Source organism: Mesorhizobium sp. WSM4976, from assembly GCF_029625685.1.
In the GTDB taxonomy this organism is placed as follows: Bacteria; Pseudomonadota; Alphaproteobacteria; order Rhizobiales; family Rhizobiaceae; genus Mesorhizobium.
In genome coordinates, this window is sequence record NZ_JARTVT010000003.1 from 203,954 (window position 1) to 224,741 (window position 20,788).

18 protein-coding genes are annotated in these 20,788 nt (G+C 64.2%); 3 read left to right on the plus strand and 15 right to left on the minus strand.

Annotated elements, in window-relative coordinates; genetic code table 11:
- Positions 1-321: 321 nt before the first annotated feature.
- The 12 genes from P9272_RS05115 to P9272_RS05170 all read right to left on the minus strand — a co-directional run bounded on the left by P9272_RS05115 (position 322) and on the right by P9272_RS05170 (position 14,859).
- Complete coding sequence (locus P9272_RS05115) at positions 322-1,047, minus strand: response regulator transcription factor (RefSeq protein ID WP_278159523.1); 726 nt, start codon at positions 1,045-1,047, stop codon at positions 322-324.
- Positions 1,044-3,767, minus strand: coding sequence for a sensor histidine kinase KdpD (locus tag P9272_RS05120; RefSeq protein WP_278159525.1), 2,724 nt, complete (start codon positions 3,765-3,767; stop codon positions 1,044-1,046). Before P9272_RS05120 ends, P9272_RS05115 begins: the two co-directional genes overlap by 4 nt.
- A gap of 53 nt (positions 3,768-3,820) precedes the next feature.
- Positions 3,821-4,384, minus strand: coding sequence for a potassium-transporting ATPase subunit KdpC (kdpC, locus tag P9272_RS05125; RefSeq protein ID WP_278159527.1), 564 nt, complete (start codon positions 4,382-4,384; stop codon positions 3,821-3,823).
- A 12-nt stretch (positions 4,385-4,396) separates the two neighbouring features.
- The gene (kdpB, locus tag P9272_RS05130) at positions 4,397-6,490 is read right to left on the minus strand and encodes a potassium-transporting ATPase subunit KdpB (RefSeq protein ID WP_278159529.1); all 2,094 of its coding nucleotides are present in this window, start codon (positions 6,488-6,490) and stop codon (positions 4,397-4,399) included.
- Complete coding sequence (locus tag P9272_RS05135) at positions 6,487-6,741, minus strand: hypothetical protein (RefSeq protein WP_278159531.1); 255 nt, start codon at positions 6,739-6,741, stop codon at positions 6,487-6,489. The genes kdpB and P9272_RS05135 overlap by 4 nt, the downstream gene beginning before the upstream one ends.
- Positions 6,725-8,428 carry a potassium-transporting ATPase subunit KdpA gene (kdpA, locus tag P9272_RS05140; protein WP_278159533.1) on the minus strand — a complete coding sequence of 568 codons (1,704 nt, stop codon included), beginning with the start codon at positions 8,426-8,428 and terminating at the stop codon, positions 6,725-6,727. Before kdpA ends, P9272_RS05135 begins: the two co-directional genes overlap by 17 nt.
- A gap of 33 nt (positions 8,429-8,461) precedes the next feature.
- Entirely contained in the window at positions 8,462-8,551 is a 90-nt protein-coding gene (locus tag P9272_RS05145) for a K(+)-transporting ATPase subunit F (RefSeq protein WP_040990279.1), read from the minus strand.
- A gap of 536 nt (positions 8,552-9,087) precedes the next feature.
- Positions 9,088-10,524: an amidase gene (locus P9272_RS05150; protein ID WP_278159535.1), complete on the minus strand. Its 1,437-nt coding sequence runs from the start codon at positions 10,522-10,524 to the stop codon at positions 9,088-9,090.
- Between the two features lie 236 nt (positions 10,525-10,760).
- On the minus strand, positions 10,761-11,852 hold the full coding sequence (locus tag P9272_RS05155) for a Gfo/Idh/MocA family oxidoreductase (protein WP_278159536.1): 1,092 nt from the start codon (positions 11,850-11,852) through the stop codon (positions 10,761-10,763).
- A gap of 74 nt (positions 11,853-11,926) precedes the next feature.
- Entirely contained in the window at positions 11,927-13,099 is a 1,173-nt protein-coding gene (locus tag P9272_RS05160; RefSeq protein WP_128256218.1) for an ABC transporter substrate-binding protein, read from the minus strand.
- 81 nt (positions 13,100-13,180) lie between these two features.
- Positions 13,181-14,029, minus strand: a complete 849-nt coding sequence (locus tag P9272_RS05165; protein WP_278159539.1) for an ABC transporter permease — start codon at positions 14,027-14,029, stop codon at positions 13,181-13,183.
- The gene (locus P9272_RS05170) at positions 14,026-14,859 is read right to left on the minus strand and encodes an ABC transporter ATP-binding protein (protein WP_278159541.1); all 834 of its coding nucleotides are present in this window, start codon (positions 14,857-14,859) and stop codon (positions 14,026-14,028) included. The genes P9272_RS05165 and P9272_RS05170 overlap by 4 nt, the downstream gene beginning before the upstream one ends.
- 273 nt (positions 14,860-15,132) lie before the next feature.
- On the opposite strand from P9272_RS05170, the gene P9272_RS05175 reads away from it, so the two are divergent.
- Both P9272_RS05175 and P9272_RS05180 read left to right on the plus strand, forming a co-directional pair.
- Entirely contained in the window at positions 15,133-16,080 is a 948-nt protein-coding gene (locus P9272_RS05175; protein WP_128256215.1) for a MurR/RpiR family transcriptional regulator, read from the plus strand.
- Between the two features lie 207 nt (positions 16,081-16,287).
- On the plus strand, positions 16,288-18,078 hold the full coding sequence (locus tag P9272_RS05180; RefSeq protein WP_278159544.1) for an NAD(P)/FAD-dependent oxidoreductase: 1,791 nt from the start codon (positions 16,288-16,290) through the stop codon (positions 18,076-18,078).
- A 34-nt stretch (positions 18,079-18,112) separates the two neighbouring features.
- Here P9272_RS05180 and P9272_RS05185 read toward each other — a convergent pair whose 3' ends face one another.
- Complete coding sequence (locus P9272_RS05185) at positions 18,113-19,336, minus strand: amidohydrolase/deacetylase family metallohydrolase (RefSeq protein ID WP_278159545.1); 1,224 nt, start codon at positions 19,334-19,336, stop codon at positions 18,113-18,115.
- Positions 19,337-19,367: 31 nt separating this feature from the next.
- Entirely contained in the window at positions 19,368-19,733 is a 366-nt protein-coding gene (locus P9272_RS05190; RefSeq protein WP_128256212.1) for a RidA family protein, read from the minus strand.
- Between the two features lie 174 nt (positions 19,734-19,907).
- Here P9272_RS05190 and P9272_RS05195 point away from each other — a divergent pair, with 174 nt between their 5' ends.
- Positions 19,908-20,390, plus strand: coding sequence for a hypothetical protein (locus P9272_RS05195; RefSeq protein ID WP_128256211.1), 483 nt, complete (start codon positions 19,908-19,910; stop codon positions 20,388-20,390).
- Positions 20,391-20,479: 89 nt separating this feature from the next.
- Here the strand turns inward: P9272_RS05195 and P9272_RS05200 are convergent, their stop codons facing one another.
- Positions 20,480-20,734 carry a hypothetical protein gene (locus tag P9272_RS05200; RefSeq protein ID WP_278159549.1) on the minus strand — a complete coding sequence of 85 codons (255 nt, stop codon included), beginning with the start codon at positions 20,732-20,734 and terminating at the stop codon, positions 20,480-20,482.
- Positions 20,735-20,788 lie beyond the last annotated feature (54 nt).

Genomic DNA, 20,788 nt, shown 5'->3' on the forward strand with positions numbered 1-20,788 from the left:
ATTGTCGTTCCAAAGAAAATCCCGCCCGTGCCCAGCATTGCACTTGACGGCGGCGGCGGCCGGCGGCTGTAACAGCGGCTTCGCCCGCCCACGCGACTGGCCTTCAGAACGGCACCACGCTGAAGATCGACGCCACGGCGGCGGATACCCTGCAGCCGATCTCCTTCACCATCTTGCTCAACGGTTTTGGAAGCGCGCTCGCGCGGACGGCCGATCTCTCGGCGAACTGAGTGAGGGAGGGCCACCCTGGGCGGTCGACGAAGGCCGGTCGGCTTTTCGCTCACGTAATTCCGGACGGGAGTCTACGGCAGAGCCTCACCGCTACACACTTTTCCCGCAGTTGCGTTGTTCGTTTGTGTCGATCTCGCGCAGACGGTAGCCGACCCCGGTCTCGGTGATGATATAGCGCGGCTGGTCCGGCGTTTTCTCGATCTTCTGCCGCAGCTGGCGGACATAGACCCTCAGATATTGCACGTCGGTCGAGTCGTCCCAGATCTGCTTCATCAGGAACTGGTGGGTGAGCACCTTGCCTGCATGTTGCACGAGCATGCGCAGGATGTCGTATTCCTTGGGCGAGAGCTTCACTTCCTTGCCCTCGACCTTGACGATGCGCTTCACCAGGTCGACCGAGAGGTCGCCGGTGTGGAACACCGGCTTCTCGCCCTGCTGCTGGAATTTATGGCGCAGCGCCACGCGGATGCGCGCGACCAGCTCGTTCATGCCGAAAGGCTTTGTCACATAGTCGTCGGCGCCGAGCTCGAGCGCTGCGACGATGCCGGACTCGTCGGTGCGGCTGGACAGGATCACGACCGGAATATCGAGACCCTCGCTGCGCCATTTGCCGAGCAGCTCCAGGCCGGCCATGCCGGGCAGGCCGAGATCGAGTAGGACAAGATCCGGGCGCTCGGTCTGCATGAGGTCGATCGCGGCCTTGGCGTTCGACGCCTCGGAGACTGTATAGCCTTGGCTGCCAAGGCCGACGCGCAGCAGTTTGCGGATTGGCGGCTCGTCGTCGACGACCAATATGGACACGGTCTGATTTGTCATGCCGCATCGTCAGTAAGGGGCGTGCCCAGCGCAGGCAAGTCGGCCGGCACCGGCATGCGGATGGTGAAGATCGCGCCCGGACGGTCGGTGCGGTTGGCAGCCGCGATCGTGCCGCCCATTGCCTCGATGAAGCCGCGGCTGATCGACAGGCCGAGACCCGTGCCGGCACGCACCTGGTCGCGTTTGCGCACGCGGTAGAAGGTGTCGAATATCCGCTCCAGGTCGCCCGGTGGGATGCCCGGTCCCTCATCCATCACCTGCAGGATGATGGCGCCGTTGTCGACCCAGGCCTGCAGCCGGATGATCGAGCCGGGCGACGCATATTTGGCGGCATTGTCGAGCAGGTTGAACAGCGCCTGCTCGAACAGCACCGGATCGAGCCGTAGCATCGGCAGGTCGGCCGGAATGTCGGTCTCTATCGTGTGCTCGGCGGTGATCTTCTGCGCCCGGTTCAGCGCCGAGCCGACGACATCGCCGACATAATGGAGTGCATAATTCGGCTCCATCGCGCCCGACTCGATCCTGGTCATGTCGAGCAGGTTGGCGATGAAGCGGTTCAGCCGCTCCGACTCGCTGACGACCGTCGACAGAAGCTCCGCGCGATCCTTTTCCGGCAGCGCCGGCGCGAATTCCTTCAGCGTGCCAGCCGCGCCCATGATCGCGGCGAGCGGCGTCTTCAGGTCGTGCGAGATCGAGGTGAGCAGCGCCGAACGCAGACGATCGGCCTCTGCCGCAAGCCGGGCGCGGTCGACATCGGCGACGAGCTGGACGCGCTCGATAGCCACCGCTGCCTGGTCGGCCAAGGCGTCGAGCAGGCGTTGCTGCTCGGGCGTCAGCAGGGGCCCTTGCTTGTCATTGTCGAGGCCGACCACGCCGATCGCCGTCCGACCTGTCCGCAAGGGCAGATAGAGGCGTTTTGCGCCGGGCAAGGTGTCGGCGCCGCGGCCAGCGGCGCGGTTGTGCTCCCAGGCCCAGCGCGCGGCCGCGATATCGGCCTCGGCCAGGGTATCGTCCGGCGGATAGCCAGCCTTGACGGTGATGGTGCCGTTTTCCGGCAGAAGCAGCACGACACGGACTTTCAGCATCGAGGCGATCTGGAAGGCAGTGGCCCACAGCACGTCGTCGAGCGTGCCGGCGCCGGCGAGCTTCTTGGAAAAGGAATAGATGTCCTCGGTCGCGCGCGCCCGCGAGTGTGCGGCGACCGCCTGGCGCTGCACGCGCGCCGTTAGGTTGCTGGCGATCACGGCGACGACGAGGAATACGGCGAAGGCAACGATGCTCTCCGGGTCCCGGATCGTCAGCGTGTAGCGCGGCTCAAGGAAAAAGAAGTTGAAGGCAAGGGCGCTCAGGAAACACGCATAGAGCGCCGGCCAGAGCCCGAAGGTCACGGCCGCAGTCAGCACCGCCAGCAGCAGCACGCTGGCGAGATTGCGCACGTCGAGGAACTGGTCGAGGATCGAGCTGACGGCCAGCGCGCCGGCGACATAGACAGTCGAGATCAGATAGGGCCAGATCTGGAAAGGCTTCTGCTCGGGCGCGGCCTTGACCCGCGCCGAGGGCGTGTCGGTATCGCGCTCGGCGCCGGAAATGACGTGGACGCTGATGTCGCCGGCATTGCGGATCAGATCATAGGTGAGCGAACCCTCGATCAGCTCGCGCCAGCGCGAACGCGTCGGCCGGCCGATCACGATATGGGTAAAGTTATTGGCCGTCGCGTGGCGCACGATGTCCTGGGCGACATTCTGGCCGGGAATGGTGGCAATCTCGGCGCCGAGCTGCTCGGCAAGGCGCAGATTCCTGGCCAGTCGGTACTTGTCTTCCTCGGACATACCGGCCAAACGCGGCGTGTCGACGTGAAGCGCCGTCCAGGGCGCGCGGAGCCGGTCGGCAAGCCGGCGCGCATAGCGGATGCGGGCCGCACCGCCAAGCTGCGAGTCGACGCAGACGAGAACCCGCTCGCCGGCCGCCCACGGACCCGGAATGGCATGCGACTGCATGTGATTGAGCAGCTGTTCGTCAACGCGCTGGGCGGTGCGGCGCAGGGCCAGCTCGCGCAGCGCCGTCAGATTGCCCGGCGAGAAATAATTCTCGATGGCGCGCTGCGCGGTGTTGGGGAAATAGACCTTGCCGTCGTGCAGCCGCTTGATCAGGTCGTCTGGGGTGAGGTCGATAATCTCGATGTCGTCGGCCTCGTCGATGATGGAATCAGGAACCGTCTCGCGCACCCTGACGCGGGTGATCTGGGCGACGACGTCATTCAGGCTCTCGACATGCTGGATGTTGAGCGTGGTGTAGACGTCGATGCCCCGCGCCAGGATCTCCTGCACATCGAGATAGCGCTTGGGATGCCGGCTGCCGGGCGCGTTTGTGTGGGCAAGCTCGTCGACCAGGACCAAATCGGGGCGCCGCCTCAGGATGGCATCGATGTCCATCTCGTCCAGGGTCTGGCCGCGGTAGTCGACCAGGCGGCGTGGAATCACCTCATAGCCGTCGACCAGGGCTTGCGTTTCCTTGCGGCCATGCGTTTCGACGATGCCGATGACGACATCGATCCCGTCGGCGCGGCGGGCGCGGCCCGCCATCAGCATCTCGTAGGTCTTGCCGACGCCTGGCGCGGCGCCAAGAAATATGCGCAGGCGGCCACGGCCCTCGCGCTCTGCATGCTCAAGGAGCGCGTCGGGGGAGGGGCGGTTCTCGGAGTCGGTCCTGTCGTCGGGCATCAGTCCAATCATGGATTGCGCCGGGGACCGTGTCGATCCCTGGGGCGCGTGGATCACTTCAACTCGTCCAGCGCCAGGTTCAGCGCCAGCACATTGACCACCGGCTCGCCCAGGACGCCAAGCTCGCGAGCTTCGACATGGCCGTTGACGAGCGTCTTGACCTTGGCCTCGTCAATGCCGCGGGCCTTCGCGACGCGCGGCACCTGGAAATAGGCGGCCTCGGGGCTGATGTCGGGATCGAGGCCGCTGCCGGAGGTCGTGACGAGGTCCATCGGCACCGGCGCGTTCGGGTTCTCGGTCTTCAGCTTCTCGGCGTCGCCCTTGATGCGCTCGATCAGCTTCCAACTGGTCGGTCCGAGATTCGAGCCGCTGGAAGAGGCGGCGTCGTAGCCATTGCCGGCCGCCGACGGCCGGCCGTGGAAGTAGCGGTCATTGGCAAAAGCCTGACCAATCAGGCTGGAGCCGATCACCTTGCCATCTTTGGTGATCAGGCTCCCATTGGCCTGGTTCGGGAACAGCGCCTGGGCGATGCCGGTCATGCCGATCGGATAGATGAGGCCTGTCAGCACCGTGAAGAAGACGATCATCACAAAGGCGGGCCTGAGTTGCTTGAACATCGGGATAGATCCTTATGCGAGGCCGAGGGCCGTGACGATCAGGTCGATCGCCTTGATGCCGACGAAAGGCACGATGATGCCGCCGAGGCCGTAGACGAGCAGGTTGCGGGTGAGCAGCGAACCGGCGCCGATGGCACGATATTTCACGCCTTTCAGCGACAGCGGGATCAGGGCGATGATGATGAGCGCATTGAAGATGATGGCCGACAGGATGGCGCTCTGCGGCGTCGCCAGATGCATGATGTTGAGCGCCTGCAGCGGTCCGGTGGACTGGCCGGGCGCGACATAGAAGACCGCGAACATTGCTGGGATGATGGCGAAGTACTTGGCCACGTCGTTGGCGATCGAGAAGGTCGTCAGCGAGCCGCGGGTCATCAGCAGCGCCTTGCCGATTTCGACGATCTCGATCAGCTTGGTCGGGTCGCTGTCGAGGTCGACCATGTTGCCGGCCTCGCGCGCGGCAACCGTGCCGGTGTTCATGGCGACGCCGACATCGGCCTGGGCGAGCGCCGGCGCGTCATTGGTGCCGTCGCCGCACATGGCGACTAGCTTGCCCTTGGCCTGCTCCTCGCGGATCAGCGACAGCTTGTTCTCAGGCGTCGCCTGGGCAAGGAAGTCGTCGACGCCGGCCTCGGCGGCGATGGCCGCTGCTGTAAGTGGGTTGTCGCCGGTGATCATCACCGTGCGGATACCCATCTTGCGCAGCTCGGCGAAACGCTCCGCTATGCCGCCCTTGACGATGTCCTTGAGGTGGACGACGCCGAGCAGGCGCCCGTCGCGCTCGACCGCCAGCGGCGTGCCGCCGGCCTTGGCGATCTCGTCGGCAACGGCCTGAAGATCGCGGATGGTGTCGCTGGTCGGACGTGCGCCATGGGCAGCGGCCGTCGCCTGGTTGACATGGGCAAGCACCGCATCGACCGCGCCCTTGCGCACAGACGAACCGTCGATGTCGACGCCGCTCATGCGGGTCTGCGCGGTGAAAGGCACGAAGGCCGCGTGCAGGGTCGCCATGTCGCGGGCGCGGATGCCGTATTTCTCCTTGGCCAGCACGACGATCGAGCGGCCTTCCGGCGTCTCGTCGGCGAGCGATGCGAGCTGGGCGGCGTCGGCCAGCTCCTGCTCGGTGGCGCCCTTGACCGGACGGAACTCGGTCGCCTGGCGGTTACCGAGCGTGATGGTGCCGGTCTTGTCGAGCAGCAGCGTGTCGACATCGCCGGCGGCCTCGACGGCGCGGCCGGACATGGCAAGCACGTTGAAGCGCACCAGGCGGTCCATGCCGGCGATGCCGATGGCCGACAGCAGCGCGCCGATCGTGGTCGGGATCAGCGTCACGAAGAGAGCAACCAGGATCGTCACCGGGATATAGCCGCCCGAGTAGGAAGCGAAGCTCGGGATGGTCGCGGTCGCCAGCACGAAGATCAGCGTCATGCCGACCAGCAGGATGTTCAGCGCGATCTCGTTCGGCGTCTTCTGGCGTTCGGCGCCTTCGACCAGCGAGATCATGCGATCGAGGAAGGTGTGGCCGGATGCAGCGGAGATGCGCACACGGATCCAGTCGGAAAGCACCTGCGTGCCGCCGGTGACGGCAGAGCGGTCGCCGCCGGATTCGCGGATGACGGGCGCGGATTCGCCGGTGATCGCCGCCTCGTTGACCGAGGCCACGCCTTCGATCACCTCGCCGTCGGACGGGATGATGTCGCCGGCCTCGACCAGCACGACATCGCCAACCTTCAGGCTGGTGCCCGGCACCAGCTTGAACTTGGCGCGGTCGCCATTGCTGAGCAGCTTGGCCTGGGTCTCGGTGCGCGCCTTGCGCAGCGAATCGGCCTGTGCCTTGCCGCGGCCCTCGGCGACGGCCTCGGCGAAATTGGCGAACAGCACGGTGAACCACAGCCAGATGATGATCTGCAGGGTGAAGCCGAGATTGCCGCCGTCGGCGATGAGATCCTTGACGAACAGAACGGTGGTGAGCGCCGAGACCACGGCGACGACGAACATCACCGGGTTCTTGACCAGCGTGCGCGGATCGAGCTTGCGGAAGGCGGCGCCGATGGCGGGCACCAGGATGCGCGCATCCATGATAACAGCGGATTTGGACTGGCTCATTTTTGGGCTCCAGTATCGGTTATGTTGGACGGCGCCGGGTGCTCGGTCTTCGGGAAGAGGTGCGGAAGGCCGACGGCCAGCAGCCACAGCACGAACAGCACGGCCGCCATGCCGAGAAAGGTTGAAAGCGTCGGGAAGGGACGAGGCTTCTCGTCCCTTCCGTTGTCGGGCTCTCCGTCACCGGTATGGTGACCGTCGTGCCGACGTATCTCGTTGAAGCGGGGCATGATCATCTCAAAAGGTCTGTCCATGGATCATCGCCAGATGCTCGACGATCGGACCGACCGCGATCGACGGGAAGAAGGTGAGGCCGCCGACGATGATGATGACGCCGACCAGCAGGCCGACGAACAGCGTGCCGTCGGTCGGGAAGGTGCCGGCCGAAGCGGGCACGGTCTTCTTCGCCGCCAGCGAGCCGGCAATGGCCAGAGCCGGGATGATGACTAGGAACCGGCCCATCAGCATGCCGATGGCCATGGTCAGGTTGTACCAAGGCGTGTTGCCGGTGAGGCCGCCGAAGGCGGAGCCGTTGTTGGCGGCCGCCGAGGTATAGGCATAGAGCACCTCGGAGAAGCCGTGCGGGCCGCCATTGGCGATCGAGGCGGCGGCGCTGGGCAGGACCACGGCAATGGCCGTGAAGATCAGCATCGCCAGCGGCAGGCTGAGAATGGCAAGCATCGCCATCTTGACCTCCCTGGCCTCGATTTTCTTGCCGAGATATTCGGGCGTGCGGCCGACCATCAGGCCGGCGACGAAAACGGCGATGACTACGAACATCAGCATGCCGTAGAAACCCGCGCCGACGCCGCCGACGATGACTTCGCCAAGTTGCATGTTGATGAGCGGGATCATGCCGCCGAGCGCGGTGAAGCTATCGTGCATGGCGTTGACGGCGCCGCAGGAGGCAGCCGTGGTGATGACCGCGAACAGCGCCGAGGCGGCAATGCCGAAGCGGGTCTCCTTGCCTTCCATGTTGCCGCCGTCGATGCCGAGCGCATGCACCAGCGGGTTGCCGGCGGCCTCGGCCCAATAGCAGACGATGACGCCGATTATGAACAGCACACCCATCGAGGCGAGGATCGCCCAGCCCTGGCGCTGGTTGCCGACCATGTGGCCGAAGACATTGGTGAGACCGGCGCCGAGCGCGAAGATGGTCAGCATCTGGATCATGTTCGAGATCGCATCCGGATTCTCGAACGGATGCGCGGCATTGGCATTGAAGAAGCCGCCGCCATTGGTGCCGAGCATCTTGATGGCCACCTGCGAGGCGACTGGTCCGAGCGCGATGGTTTGCTTGGCGCCTTCCAGCGTGCTGGCGTCGACATAGGCCCCGAGCGTCTGCGGAATGCCGAGCCAGACATAGACCAGCGTCAGCACGATACACATCGGCAGGAGCACGTAGAGCGTGCAGCGGGTCAGATCGACCCAGAAACTGCCGATAGACTTGCCCGAGGCACGAGCGAAGCCGCGGATCAGCGCGATCGCGATGGCAATGCCGGTGGCGGCCGAGACGAAATTCTGGACGGTGAGGCCCGCCATCTGCACGAGGTAGGACATCGTGCTTTCGCCGCCGTAATTCTGCCAGTTGGTGTTGGTGACGAAGCTCGCTGCGGTATTGAAGGCGAGCTGCGGGTCGACCGCGGTCATGCCTGCCGGATTGTAGGGCAGCACGCCCTGCAGCCGCTGCAGAGCGTAGATAACGAGAAGGCCCACAAGGTTGAAGAGCAGCATTGCCGTCGCATAGACGGCCCAATGCTGTTCTTCCTTCTCGCTTGTCCCGGAGAGACGGTAGAGGCCGCGCTCGATCGGGACGAGAACGGGCGAAAGCAAGGTGCGGTCGCCGTTGAAGACGCGGTGCATATAGAAGCCGAGCGGCTTAACGAGCGCGACGAGAATGGCGCAGTAGATAAGGATCTGTATCCAGCCGTAGATTGTCATTGGGATGGCTTTCCGACCTGGCGCCGGAACGTTCTAAAAACGCTCGGGGCGGATGAGGGCGTAGGTGAGATAGGCGAGCAGAAACAAGGTCACCGCGCCGCCAAGAATGTAATCGAGAAGCATGATCCGGCCCTTCCGCTCAGATTCTGTCGCAGGCTTTGACGTAGGCTAAGGACAGGGCGAAGAACAAAATCCCGATCCCGAGAACTATAAGATCCATGGCAGGTCTTCCTTGTTTCCACTTTGTGTTTTCGGCCCGCGTTGGCGGGCTCAAAACTGGGCGCGAACGCACGTCACCTTGGCGGCGACGGCGATCAAAGCGCTATTCGGAGGAAATATGGACCCGATCGCCATAAAGGTTCGAGACGGGGCGGATGGGAAAGATATAGGAATTTTATAGGGGTTTTGAGCGGACGCCTTCGGTGAACCGGTGCGCTGTGCAGCCGAGAAGGCGCTTCCCTTGCATGGGCGCCGCCCCTCTTTGCCCTGTCGGGCATTTCTCTCCGTATAGTGACGGGGAGAAAGACGCCGTAATCGATGGATTCGCTAATCGCCCGAGCCTTTAGAACCGGCGCCCGAACAACCTCCTTCTCCCCGTCACTATCCGGGGAGAAGATGCCGATATGCGGATGAGGGGCGGCTCCGACGCCTCAAGCACTTCAGAGCGCCGGCCGCCGGTCCTTCCACGGCATCTCGCCTTCCAACTGCGTGGACAGCGCCAGCACCGTTGCCTCGTCACCATAGCGGCCGACGAGCTGCACGCCGATCGGCATGCCGCCGGCCGACCGCCCGAGCGGCAGCGAGATCGCCGGCAGGCCGGAGATGTTGAAGGGGAAGTTGAAGACCGCGTCGCCCCATTTGGCGTTGTAGCGATCGAGATCGGTCTCCGACATGTCATAGTAGCCCAGCGGGCGCGGCAGTTGCGTCAGTGTCGGGGTGATGAAGATGTCATAAGGATTGAGGTCGCCGACGATCTCGCGGCCGATCAGCCTCAACTGCTCGACGTCGGAAACATGCTTGATGCCGCTGGTCGCGCGGCCGCGCTGGATGATCGCCCAGGTCACCGGCTCGACATCGCTCGGCGTCACGGGGCGGCCGACCAGCGTTTCGAGGAAGCCGAAGGTGGCGGCTGTCTGCACGTTGGTCATGTCGGTGTAGGTCTTCCACGCGGCATCGGCGTCTAGCGGCATGTCGTGCTCCTCGACAGCATGTCCCAGACGCTCTAGCGCGGCGACCGTGGAAAGCACGGTCTGCTTGACCTCAGGATCTATCGCGGCGCCGTTTGGCGGCGTGACGGTAAAGCCGATGCGCAGCTTCTTCGGTGTCTGCGCGGAGAGGCTGAGCCAGCTGCCTTCAGGCACCGGTGGCGTGTAGGCGTCGCCAGGCAGGGCGCCAGCCACCGCGTCGAGATAGGCGGCGGTGTCGCGCACCGTGCGCGAGCAGCAGAGGAAATAGGCGCCGCCATACCAGTAGTCGCCGAATGGCGCGAGGCTGACGCGGCCGCGCGACGGTTTCAGGCCGACGATGCCGCAGCAGGAGGCCGGCACGCGGATCGAGCCGGCGCCGTCGCTGGCTTCGGCGATCGGCACCATCCGTGAGGCGATCGCGGCCGCGGCGCCGCCGCTTGAGCCGCCTGGCGTGATGCCTTCCTTCCAAGGGTTTTTCGTGACGCCGTAGAGTTTCGGCTCCGTTGTGATCGACCAGCCGTTTTCCGGCGCGTTGGATTTGCCGACGAGGATGAGCCCGGCGGCCTTGATGCGGCGCACGACCTCGCTGTCGGAATCGGCCACGAAGTCCTTCAGGTAGAAGCAGGAATTGGTAACGGGCGCGCCTTTCCAGGAGGAGGCGAGTTCCTTGAGCAGATAGGGCACGCCGGCGAATGGCGCGTTCTTGTCCACCGTCGCGGCCTGGGCGCGCGCCATGTCGTAGAGACGGTGGATGACCGCATTGAGCGACGGGTTGAGGCGCTCGATCATGGTGATCGCCGCTTCGACCAGTTCGGCGGGGGCGACCTCGCCACGCTTCACCAGGCCGGCAAGCGCCAGCGCGTCGGAATTTTTGTAGGTTTCGAGCAGGCTCTCCGAGACCGCACCCATGTATATTCCTCCCGTTATCATCTCGTCGAAGGCCTGGAATGGCCTGGCGGACTCACCCTCACCCAGCCTCCGCTCCGCTCGGCTGACCATTCCGGGGCGAGCCACCGGTCTCGCCCGTCCTTCGGACCCCAGGCGGGAGATTGTCAGCGCCGGCGCTTCCCTCTTCTCCCGTGGGGGAGGAGGTGGCCGCGAAGCGGCCGGATGAAGGAGCGTGGCGCGACCGTGGCCCTGAGCCTTCACGCCAGCTCGACGGTCCGCTTCTCCGCGATGCTCTGCTCGGCCGCCAGCACGATGCGCAGGCTGTTGACCGCCGCGTCCATCTGCTCGGTCAAATCGAGGTCCTCGCGGATGGCGCGCAGGAAGAAGGCCTGCTCGCGGTCACACAGTTCCTGGTGGCCGGGCTCGTCCTCCATGCTGACGATCTCGTCGGGCTTGGAAAAATTCTTGTCTCCGTCGACTTGCGCATAATGGATCTTCAGCGCGTCGGTCTTGGTATGGCGGTCGATGTCGGCGGAATCGGACACTTCCTCGGCATCCTTGGCTGTGCTTGCCCCCTGGCCGGCGACGATCGAGACAGCGCCCTTCGGGCCGACCACGTCCTTAACGAAATAGGCCGTCTCGCTCATCATCGGGCCCCAGCCGGCCTCGTACCAGCCGACCGAGCCGTCATCGAAGGTGACGTGCAGGTGACCGTAATTCTGCTTGTCGGCCTCGGCCCAGAGTTTTGCGCCGATGCCGTGCACACGCACCGGCTTGGCGCCGGTCAGCTGGCACATGACGTCGACATAATGCACGCCGCAGTCGACGATCGGGATCAGCGAGTCGATCAGATTCTTGTGCCAATGCCAGGCGGTGCCGCTGCTCTGCTGGTTGAGGTTCAGGCGCATCACCAGTGGCTTGCCGAGCGTCTTGCCGACCTCGATGAATTTGATCCAGGACGGATGCACCCGCAGGATGTAGCCCAGCACCAGCTTGCGGTTCTTGGCGCGTGCCGCCGCCACCACCTTCTCGGCATCCTCGATGTTGGTGGCCAGGGGCTTTTCCATGAAGACATGGCAGTTGGCGGCGATCGCCTTCAGCGCGTATTCGGCGTGCGTGTTCGGCCAGCTGTTGATCGACACCGCGTCCGGTTTGGTCTCCTTCAGCGCCAGGTCGAAATCCTCATAAAGCGGGTAGCCGGCGAGTTCCTTCGGGATCTTCTTGTTGCTCTTGATGGTGCGGCTCATGATGCCCACGATCTCGAAGCCTTCGGAGCGGTGATAGGCGCTGGCATGCGAAGCGCCCATATTGCCCAGACCAACCACCAGAATTTTCACTTTGTCGGCCATCGAAGCCTCCCAATGCTCTTTGAACGGAATTGCGGGCGGCGTCTCGCGCCGCCCGATGGTCATTGGCAGTCGCGTTACTTGACGGCGGAGTCGAATAGATGCGCCTTGATCTTCTCGACGTCGAGCGCGGCGAAGCCTTCCGACAGTTTCACGCCGTCGGCATCGGCCTTGACCTTGGCCTTGTCGAAGTCGTTGGCGGCCGGGATCAGATCGTTGGTGCAGACGTCCTCGGCCTTCACCGGCGCGCTGATCTGGCCGATCTTCAGGATCTCGTCGAAGAAGCCTTGCCAGCTTGCCATGTCATGCGAGCCCCAGCCGCCGCGCTTGTCCATGTCGCCGCGGAAGACGTTGATCTGCTGCAGGATCGAGGTGGTGCCGAGCTCGGGGCCGAGGTTCTTGGCCAAGGTCGGGAACTGCTCGAACACGGCTTCGACCGCGGCGCGCGGATTCTGGTAGCCGAATTCGAGGCCCATCGCCCAGCCGCGCAGATACTTTTCCAGGAAGGCCTTCTTATCGGCGTCCTCGAGATCGGCGGCGCGCACGACGAAGGTGTTGGCCGGCAGCTTGGAGTTCTTGACGCCCAGCCAATATTCGAAGTCGAGGCCCTTGGCGATCCATTCGGCGCGCAGCCCCTCCCAGGAGAGCGCCGCATCGCCCTGGCCGCCGGCGAGTGCCGTACCCCAGGTCGGCCAGCCGGCCTCGACATATTTCACCTTCTTGATGTCGACGCCCTGCGCCGCCAGCAGCGGATCGACGATCGCCTGCCAGGCGGCGGAGCCGAGCAGGATGGTCTTGCCTTCGAGGTCCTTGAGGTTCTTGGTGCCCTGACCCTTGCGGAAGGCGATGCTGAAGGTGTCACGCGCGCCCATGTGGAAGACGGACTTCAGTTTCATGCCGTTCTGGATGGCGAAGGAGAAGACGCCTGGCGAAGGAAAGCCCATGTCGGCCTGACCGACATCGACGAACTTCACCGTCGCGGTGCCATCCGAGGGACCTGGCTGCATGTCGGTGTTGAGGTCGCCGAAATAGCCGGCCTTCTTGGCGGACCAGTAGGGATAGTCGTCCAGCACTTCCAGCGTGCCGCGCGGCGAGATCCAGGTGAATTTCTCATAGGCCGCCGCCCGGGCCTTCAGGCCGGATGCGCCGAGCGCGGTGGCGGTCACGACGCCTGCGGCCGTCACCTGGAGGAAATAGCGGCGGCTGATGCCGGCCGGAACACTGGAATGAATCGGATTGTCGTTGGTCATCGCATTCCCCTTTTGTTAATCGCCCTTATTAATCGCTTGCCTTGCCTTCGCCCGCCTCCCGGGCGTGAATTTGTCTGTCGGTCAGGTCTCCCAGCTCGCCCATTTCTTGCCGATCAGGAAGAACAGCACATAGATCAGGATGCCGAGCGTCGACAGGATCAGCACCACCGCGAAGAACTGCGGCATCTGGATCATCGACGAGTAGGAGGTGAGGCGGTTGCCGAGTCCGAAACCGCCGCCGACCATCTCGGCGCCGACAGCGGTGAGCAGGCCGAAGATCGCCCCGATCATCAGGCCGACCAGGATCATCGGCAGCGCCATCGGCGCGCGGATCTTCCAGAATATCTGCAGCGTGCTTGCGCCATAGGAGCGGGCCAAGGCGATCTTGGCGCTGTCGACGCGGCGGAAGCCGGTGGCGGCGTTGATCATCACCATCGGGCCGGCAGCCAGGGCCACCGCAATGACGCGCGGCGTGTAGCCAAAGCCGAAGCGCAGGATGAGCAACGGCACCAGCGCCAGCATCGGCGTGGTGACGAGGATGAGGATGTAGGGCGCGACGATCTTCTCGGCGAAGGGAAACTGCGTGATCACCGCTGCCATCACCAAGCCGACGACGGCGCCGATGGCGAAGCCGGAGACGAGCTCGACCAGCGTGTAGCCGAGATGCGGCGCGATCAGCGGGAACTCGTCGAACAAGGCGTAAACGATCGAGCTCGGCGGCGGCATGATGTATTGCGGTACGTGGAAGAGGCGCAGCGCCAGCTCGATGCCGCCGATGATGACCACCGCCACGGCGAGGATCGCAGCCACTTCGGCGCCGGACTTGATGCCGGGTCCGCCGGCGAAGGCGGACAGGTTGGTGAGGCTGACCTCCTGGCCATCTCCCGACTTTGCCTTCGAGAATTCCGGAATGGCGTCATCTCCGCTCACGGCCTGATCCTCACGATTTCAGCGCTCTTGTGCTCCGGCTGTTCCTGGGCCTGCGGCCGACGCTCGCCGACGATGTCCATCTTGATGCGGTTGGTGAGGTCGAAGACCTCCTTCGTCGCCATGATTTCCAGCGAGCGTGGGCGCGGGAACGGCACCTCGTAGATCTTGGCGACGCGACCCGGCCGCGCGGTCAGAACCACGACGCGGTCGGAGAGGAAGATCGCTTCCTCAATGCTGTGGGTGATGAAGACGATGGTGGTCTTGGTGTCGAGCCAGATCTCCTCGACCAGGCGGTTCATCTCCTCGCGGGTGAAGCTGTCGAGCGCGCCGAAAGGCTCGTCCATCAGGAGCACAGAGGGTTTCAATGCCAGCGCGCGCACGATCGCGGCGCGCTGCTGCATGCCGCCGGACAGCTCGCGCGGGAACTTGCCGCCGAAGCCGTCCAGACCGACACGGTGCAAGAGATGGGCTATCCAGGCGCGATCCGGCTTCTCGCCCTTGATCTCGAAGGGGAAGTTGATGTTGGCGTCGAGATTGCGCCAGGGCAAGAGGTTTGCCTCCTGGAAGACGATGCCGATCTCCGGGCGCGGGCCAGTGATCTCCTTGCCGTCGAGCAGGATGGCGCCGCCGGTCAGCCGGTGCAGTCCCGACATCGACCACAGCAGCGTGGTCTTGCCGCAGCCGGACGGGCCGACGATCGAGACGATCTCATTGGGTTGGATATCCACGCTGCAGCGATCCAGCGCCAGCAGATCACCGGACGCCGTTCGATAAACCTTGGTCGCTGCCTGCACGCCGAGCTTCGGCGTTCTTGCGCTTGCCGTACTCATGCTCCCCTCGGAGACTGCGCGATGAGTTGCCGGAGGCCCCATCTGTCCGCAAAATCAGTCTGTAACTATCCTACTTTACTGTCAAGAAGCGACAGACAGCGGAACCAATCAGGTTCAATCAGCTTGAACATAAGCTCTTGATTTGGAGCGATTTTATCGCAGGTTGCGGTGTGTGTTACTTTCCTACATACTCCCCTCGGTTGATTGCCTATGGCCAGCAGACGGATAATCGGGAAGATGATGAGTCCAGAAGCGGGCGGGGAGGACTGGCCAATGACCGAAGCTGACAGCCAGGCGTTGCGAACGGGGGACGAGGACGGCGACCGGCACGACCACGTCAGGCGCTTTCCCGATATCATCTCGCAGGTGAAGGACAGCTATGCGGAGTTGCGGCCTGCCGAGCGCCGCGTCGCCGATGTCGTGCTCGACGACGTCAAATATGCGGTCGACGCTTCCAACGCCGCGTTGGCTCAGCGTGCGGCGGTCAGCGAGCCGACGGTGACCCGGTTCTGCCGCGCCATCGGGTGCGAGGGCGTGCGCGATTTCAAGCTGAAGCTGGCGCAGAGTCTCGTCGTCGGCGCTCTGTATCTCGCCACCAAGCCCCAGCCGGCAAACAGCGACAGCGGCATGCCGTTCTGGAACGCCGTGTTCGGCGAGGCGCGGCGGGCGCTGCAGGAGGCGGAGCGGCAGATCGATCCGGGACAATTGCAGAAGGCGGCGGAGCTGATCGCCAAGGCGCGGCAGGTGACCGTGTTCGGCCTCGGCGGCAGCTCGTCGGCGCTGGCGCAGGAAACGCAATACCGCCTGTTCCGCTACGGCATCACCATCAGCGCGCAATGCGATCCCTATCTGATGCGCATGACGGCCTCGACGCTGAAGCCGGGCGATCTGGTCATCGCGATCTCGGCCACAGGGCGCACGCGCGAGGTGATCGAGGCGGTCGAGCTCGCCAAGCATTACCGCGCCAACGCGATCTGCGTGACGGCGCCCGACACCGAGCTGACCCGCGTCTGCGACGTGCGGCTGACGGTTGCCGTTCCCGAATATCCCGACACGCTGAAGCCGACCGCGTCGCGCTACGCCTTTCTGGCGGCCATCGATCTGCTGGCGGTGGCGACCGCCTACAAGATCGACGGCCCGGCGCGCGAGACGGTACGCCGGATCAAATACAACGCGCAGATCCATCGGACAGGTAAGGAGATGGAGCCGCTCGGAGATTGAGGCAGCCGATATTCAGGTGAGGCCGGCCTGCAAATGGCGATTCCTGCGCTTCCGGTGCTCACGTACTTAAGTACGCTCCGCTCCGGTTCTCGGAACCCACCATTTTCGACTCAGCCTGACCTGAATCTCGACCGCCTCAAGGCGAGTTTTTGGCAAGGCCGCTGATTGTGGCCATGTCGTTCGATTAAATCGGAGGGAAGGACAAAAATGCTCGACATCGCACCATCGCAACAGGCGACAAACTGGCTCGGTTCGTTCGGCCGGGCGCTGGAGGCCGGCGATATCGAGGCGGCGACGAACCTCTTCGCGGAGGATTGCTACTGGCGCGATCTTTTGACCTTCACATGGAACATCAAGACCATGGAAGGGCAGGCCGCGATCCGCGAGATGCTGAAGGCAACGCTGTCGCTGGCGCAGCCGTCGCGCTGGCGCCTGACCGGAGAGCCAACCGTCGACGATGGCATCGTCGAAGCCTGGTTCAGCTTCGAGACGGCTGTGTCGCGGGGCGAGGGCATCCTGCGGCTCAAGGACGGCCGTTGCCGCACGCTGTTCACGGCGATGAACGAGCTCAAGGGCTTCGAGGAGCGGAAAGGACCGGCGCGGCCGCTCGGCATCCGCCACAAGGCCGACCCCAAGCGCGAAACCTGGGTGGAAGCGAGAGCGCGCGAGGCGCGCGATCTCGGCGTGCATGAGCAGCCCTATTGCCTGGTGATCGGCGGGGGGCAGGGCGGCATCATGCTGGGCGCCCGGCTGAGGCAGCTCGGCGTCCCCACGCTGGTCATCGAGAAGAATGCGCGCGCCGGCGATTCCTGGCGCAACCGCTATCGCTCGCTCGTGCTGCACGATCCGGTCTGGTACGACCATCTGCCGTATATTCCGTTCCCGGAAAACTGGCCGGTCTTCACGCCCAAGGACAAGATGGGCGACTGGCTTGAAATGTATACCCGTGTCATGGAGCTGAACTATTGGGCGGCCACCAAATGCATCAGCGCAGCCTATGACGAGATCGAAAAGGTCTGGACCGTGGTGGTCGACCGCGTCGGCCAGCACATCACGCTGAAGCCGAAGCATATCGTCTTCGCCACCGGTGCCTATGGGCCGCCACGGCAGATCGACTTGCCGGGCGCCGACAGTTTCAAGGGCGAGCTCCTGCATTCCAGCCAATATTCCACCGGCGAGAAGTTCCGCGGCAAACGCGTCGCGGTGATAGGTGCTGCAAGCTCCGGCCATGATGTCAGCGTCGATCTGTGGGAAGCCGGCGCCAAGGTCACCATGGTCCAGCGTTCGCCGGCGACCGTGGTGAAATCCGACACGCTGATGGATGTCGGCTTCGAGATCTTTTCCGAGAAGGCGCTGGCGCGCGGCATCACCACCGACAAGGCCGACATGATCGTGGCTTCGACGCCCTTCGCGCTGGTGCCGAAAGGTCAGCGCGCGCTCTATGATGTGATCAGGGCGCGCGACGCGGATTTCTACAAGCGTCTCAGCGACAGCGGCTTCGCCATCGACTTCGGTGAGGACGAGACCGGGCTGTTGATGAAGGCCTACCGCACCGGCTCCGGCTATTACATCGATGTCGGCGCCTGCGAGCTGATCCTGAACGGCGAGATCAAGGTGAAGAGCGGCGTCGGCATCAAGTCGCTGACGCCGAACGGCATCCTGTTCGCGGACGACAGCGCATTAGAAGTCGATGCGATCGTCTGCTGCACCGGCTACCAGTCGATGAACGAGACGGTGGCAGGCATTGTCTCGCGCGAGGTCGCCGACAAGGTCGGTCCGTGCTGGGGCCTCGGCTCCGGCGTGAAGGGCGACCCCGGCCCGTGGCAGGGCGAGTTGCGCAACATGTGGAAGCCGACGGCGCAGGAAGCGCTGTGGTTCCACGGCGGCAATCTGGCGCTGTCGAGGTTCTATTCCAAGTTCGTGGCGCTGCAGCTCAAAGCGCGGATGGAAGGGATTGCGACGCCGGTTTACGGCGAGCCGAGCAACGCTGGACGTTAGCGATCGATCTCCCCACGGGAGCGAGATTCGGCAATCACCTGCGAAAATGCTTCGCCGCCACATCCACATGCGTGTGGTGCGCATGCGCCTCAAAGCGCTCGGTCTCATTGTGGCCGGACGCGTCGTTCGGCCACCATTTGCCGCCGATGACAATGCCGTTGGACACCAGTCGCTGATCCGTGACCAGGGACGCGCCAACGACGTCGACGAAGGTGAAGCGGCCAGGTTGCTGCCTCAGCACCGCAACATCGCCGATGCCGCCGACCTTCAACGCGCCGAGCTCGGGCCGGGCGATCGCCTGCGCGGGGTTCACGGTCGCCGCGCGCAGCACCTCGACCAGCGGCATGCCGAGCGCCATGAGCTTCGACATGCAGACCAGGATGTCGAAGGCTGGGCCGTCGACGCAGTAGAGGTGCACATCGCTGGAGATCACATCCGGCGCCAGGCCCTCGGCTAGCATCGCCTTAGCCACCTCGAAGTCGAAGGAACCCATGCCGTGGCCGATGTCGAAGATGACGCCGCGCTCGCGCGCCAGCCGCATATCCGGCCGCACCGCGCCGGAAGCGAAGACCGGCGCGTTGGGGAACGGGCGGAAGCAGTGGGTGAGGATATCGCCGCGGCGCAGCCTGGGCAGCACTTCCGAGCGGCCGGGCGGCGGCTCGTCGATATGGGCCATCAGCGGCAGGCCGACCTTGTCGGCGGCTTCGAGCGCGAGATCGACCGGCGCGATGCCGCTCAAGCCGCCGGCATGCTTGCCGGAGCGGACTTTCACGCCGACGACGACGTCGGCATGCTCGCGCACCGCGGCAACCGTCTCGCGCGGCTCGCAAAGCCTGAGATCGCTGCATTCGCCGACAGATACGGTTTTCGCGAAACCGAATATCCCGGCAAAGGAAATGTTGACGTAGGCGAGGATGCGGACCGTCGAGCGCTCGATGACATGGCGGCGAAAGCCAAGGATATTGCCGGCGCCGGCGCTGCCCGCGTCGACGAAGCTGGTGGTGCCGCTCTTGGCGGCCAGCCGGTCGGCATCGACGCCGAGCGAGGTGCCGCCCCAATAGACGTGGCTATGCAGGTCGACGAGGCCGGGCGTGACGATGCAGTCCCTGGCATCGACCACCTGCGCGGCAAGTTCGGCATCGAGGGCGGCCTCGATCGCGGCGACGCGGCCATCGGCAATGGCGACGTCGCGGTGCGCGTCAAGGCCCGATGCGGGGTCGATGACGCGCCCGCCCTTGATCAGGAGATCGAACTGCATCGGTGCCCTCCCTGCTGCTGCGTGATCGCGATCAGACCGGCCGGTAGGCGACAGCTTCGACCTCGATCTTGATGTCGATCATCAGGCGCGACTCGACTGTGGTGCGTGCCGGCGGATCCTTGGGGAAATGCTTTGCATAGACGGTGTTGAACATGCCGAAATCGCGCGCGTCCTCCAGCCAGACCGTGGTCTTGACCACATCGTCCATGCTGCAGCCGGCCAGCGCCAGCGCCGCCTTGACGTTCTGCAGCACCTGCTCGGTCTGCTCGGCAATGCCGCCCTTCACCACCAGACCGTCGCTGCCCACCGGCACCTGGCCGGAGACATAGACGAAATCTCCGGCGCGCACGGCGGGCGAGAGCGGAACATGCGATTTTCCAAAGCACTGCTTGGGCAAGCGAGCCTCCTTTTGGCGATCGAACTAGCCGTCTACGCTTGTCGGTATGATCCTCATAGAGTCAATGTCGGAAAGCAACATTTTTTCGAAATCCATGTTGCTTTATTACAGAAGCCTGAGCATCTTGCGGTCGATGCCGCTTTGGTCGGCGTGCGATATCAGCGGAGATCCAGCATGACCTTCGACAAAAATCCGTTTCCGGAAGGCGATGCCGACCGCCACGCGCTATGGGAAATGCTGGTGCGGCGCGATATCGATGCCTTCCTTGGACAGGATTGGTCGATGGTCGAGGACGATTTCATCGCCGAGAGCTTCTTCGGCATGCATGCCCATTTCCTCAGCAACGCCGACGCCTGGCGGCTCCAGTTCCCGAGGCTGGAGATCTATCGCGACGAATGGCTGCGCCAGGCCAAGGAAACCGCGGCGACGAAATTCGCCGAGCCGTTGCGCGAGGCGCTGTTCCGCGTCACCAACATGCGTGACATCGACGTCGACGGCGACCGCGCGGTGCTGCACAAGAAATTCGACGGTTCCGTCGCCAAGGCCGATGGCGGCGTCGACCGGCTTAAATGGCAGACGCTCTACTTCTGCCGCAAGGTAGGCGGCCGCTGGAAGATCGCCGGCTTTGTCGGCTACATGCCGCATCCATTGGCCTAAGACGCGCCGATATTCCGGCGAGGCCGGCCTGCAAACGGCGGGTTCCCGCGCTTCCGGTGCTCATGCATCTGCAGATAACGCTTCGGGGCCTATGACAGCCGCGGCAACCGCTCGTCAGGCGAGCGGTGGTCGAACACGACCCCCATGGTCTTACCAACGGCGGCCATCACGATCAGCTCGACCAGATGGTCATCGCTGTCCTCGCAGGATGGATCGGCATGGCGTATGGCATCGAGCATGGCGCGTGTGGAGACGGTGTCGCCGGCGCGAAACTTCGAAAGGGCAGACGAAACAAGGTCTTTTACCGTCGGGTCCATGACGGGCACTTCCGCAGCGACGTTCATTGGCCTCCTCCTGCCATGAACCCTCCCTGGGAAAATGATACGCCAATGGCTGGA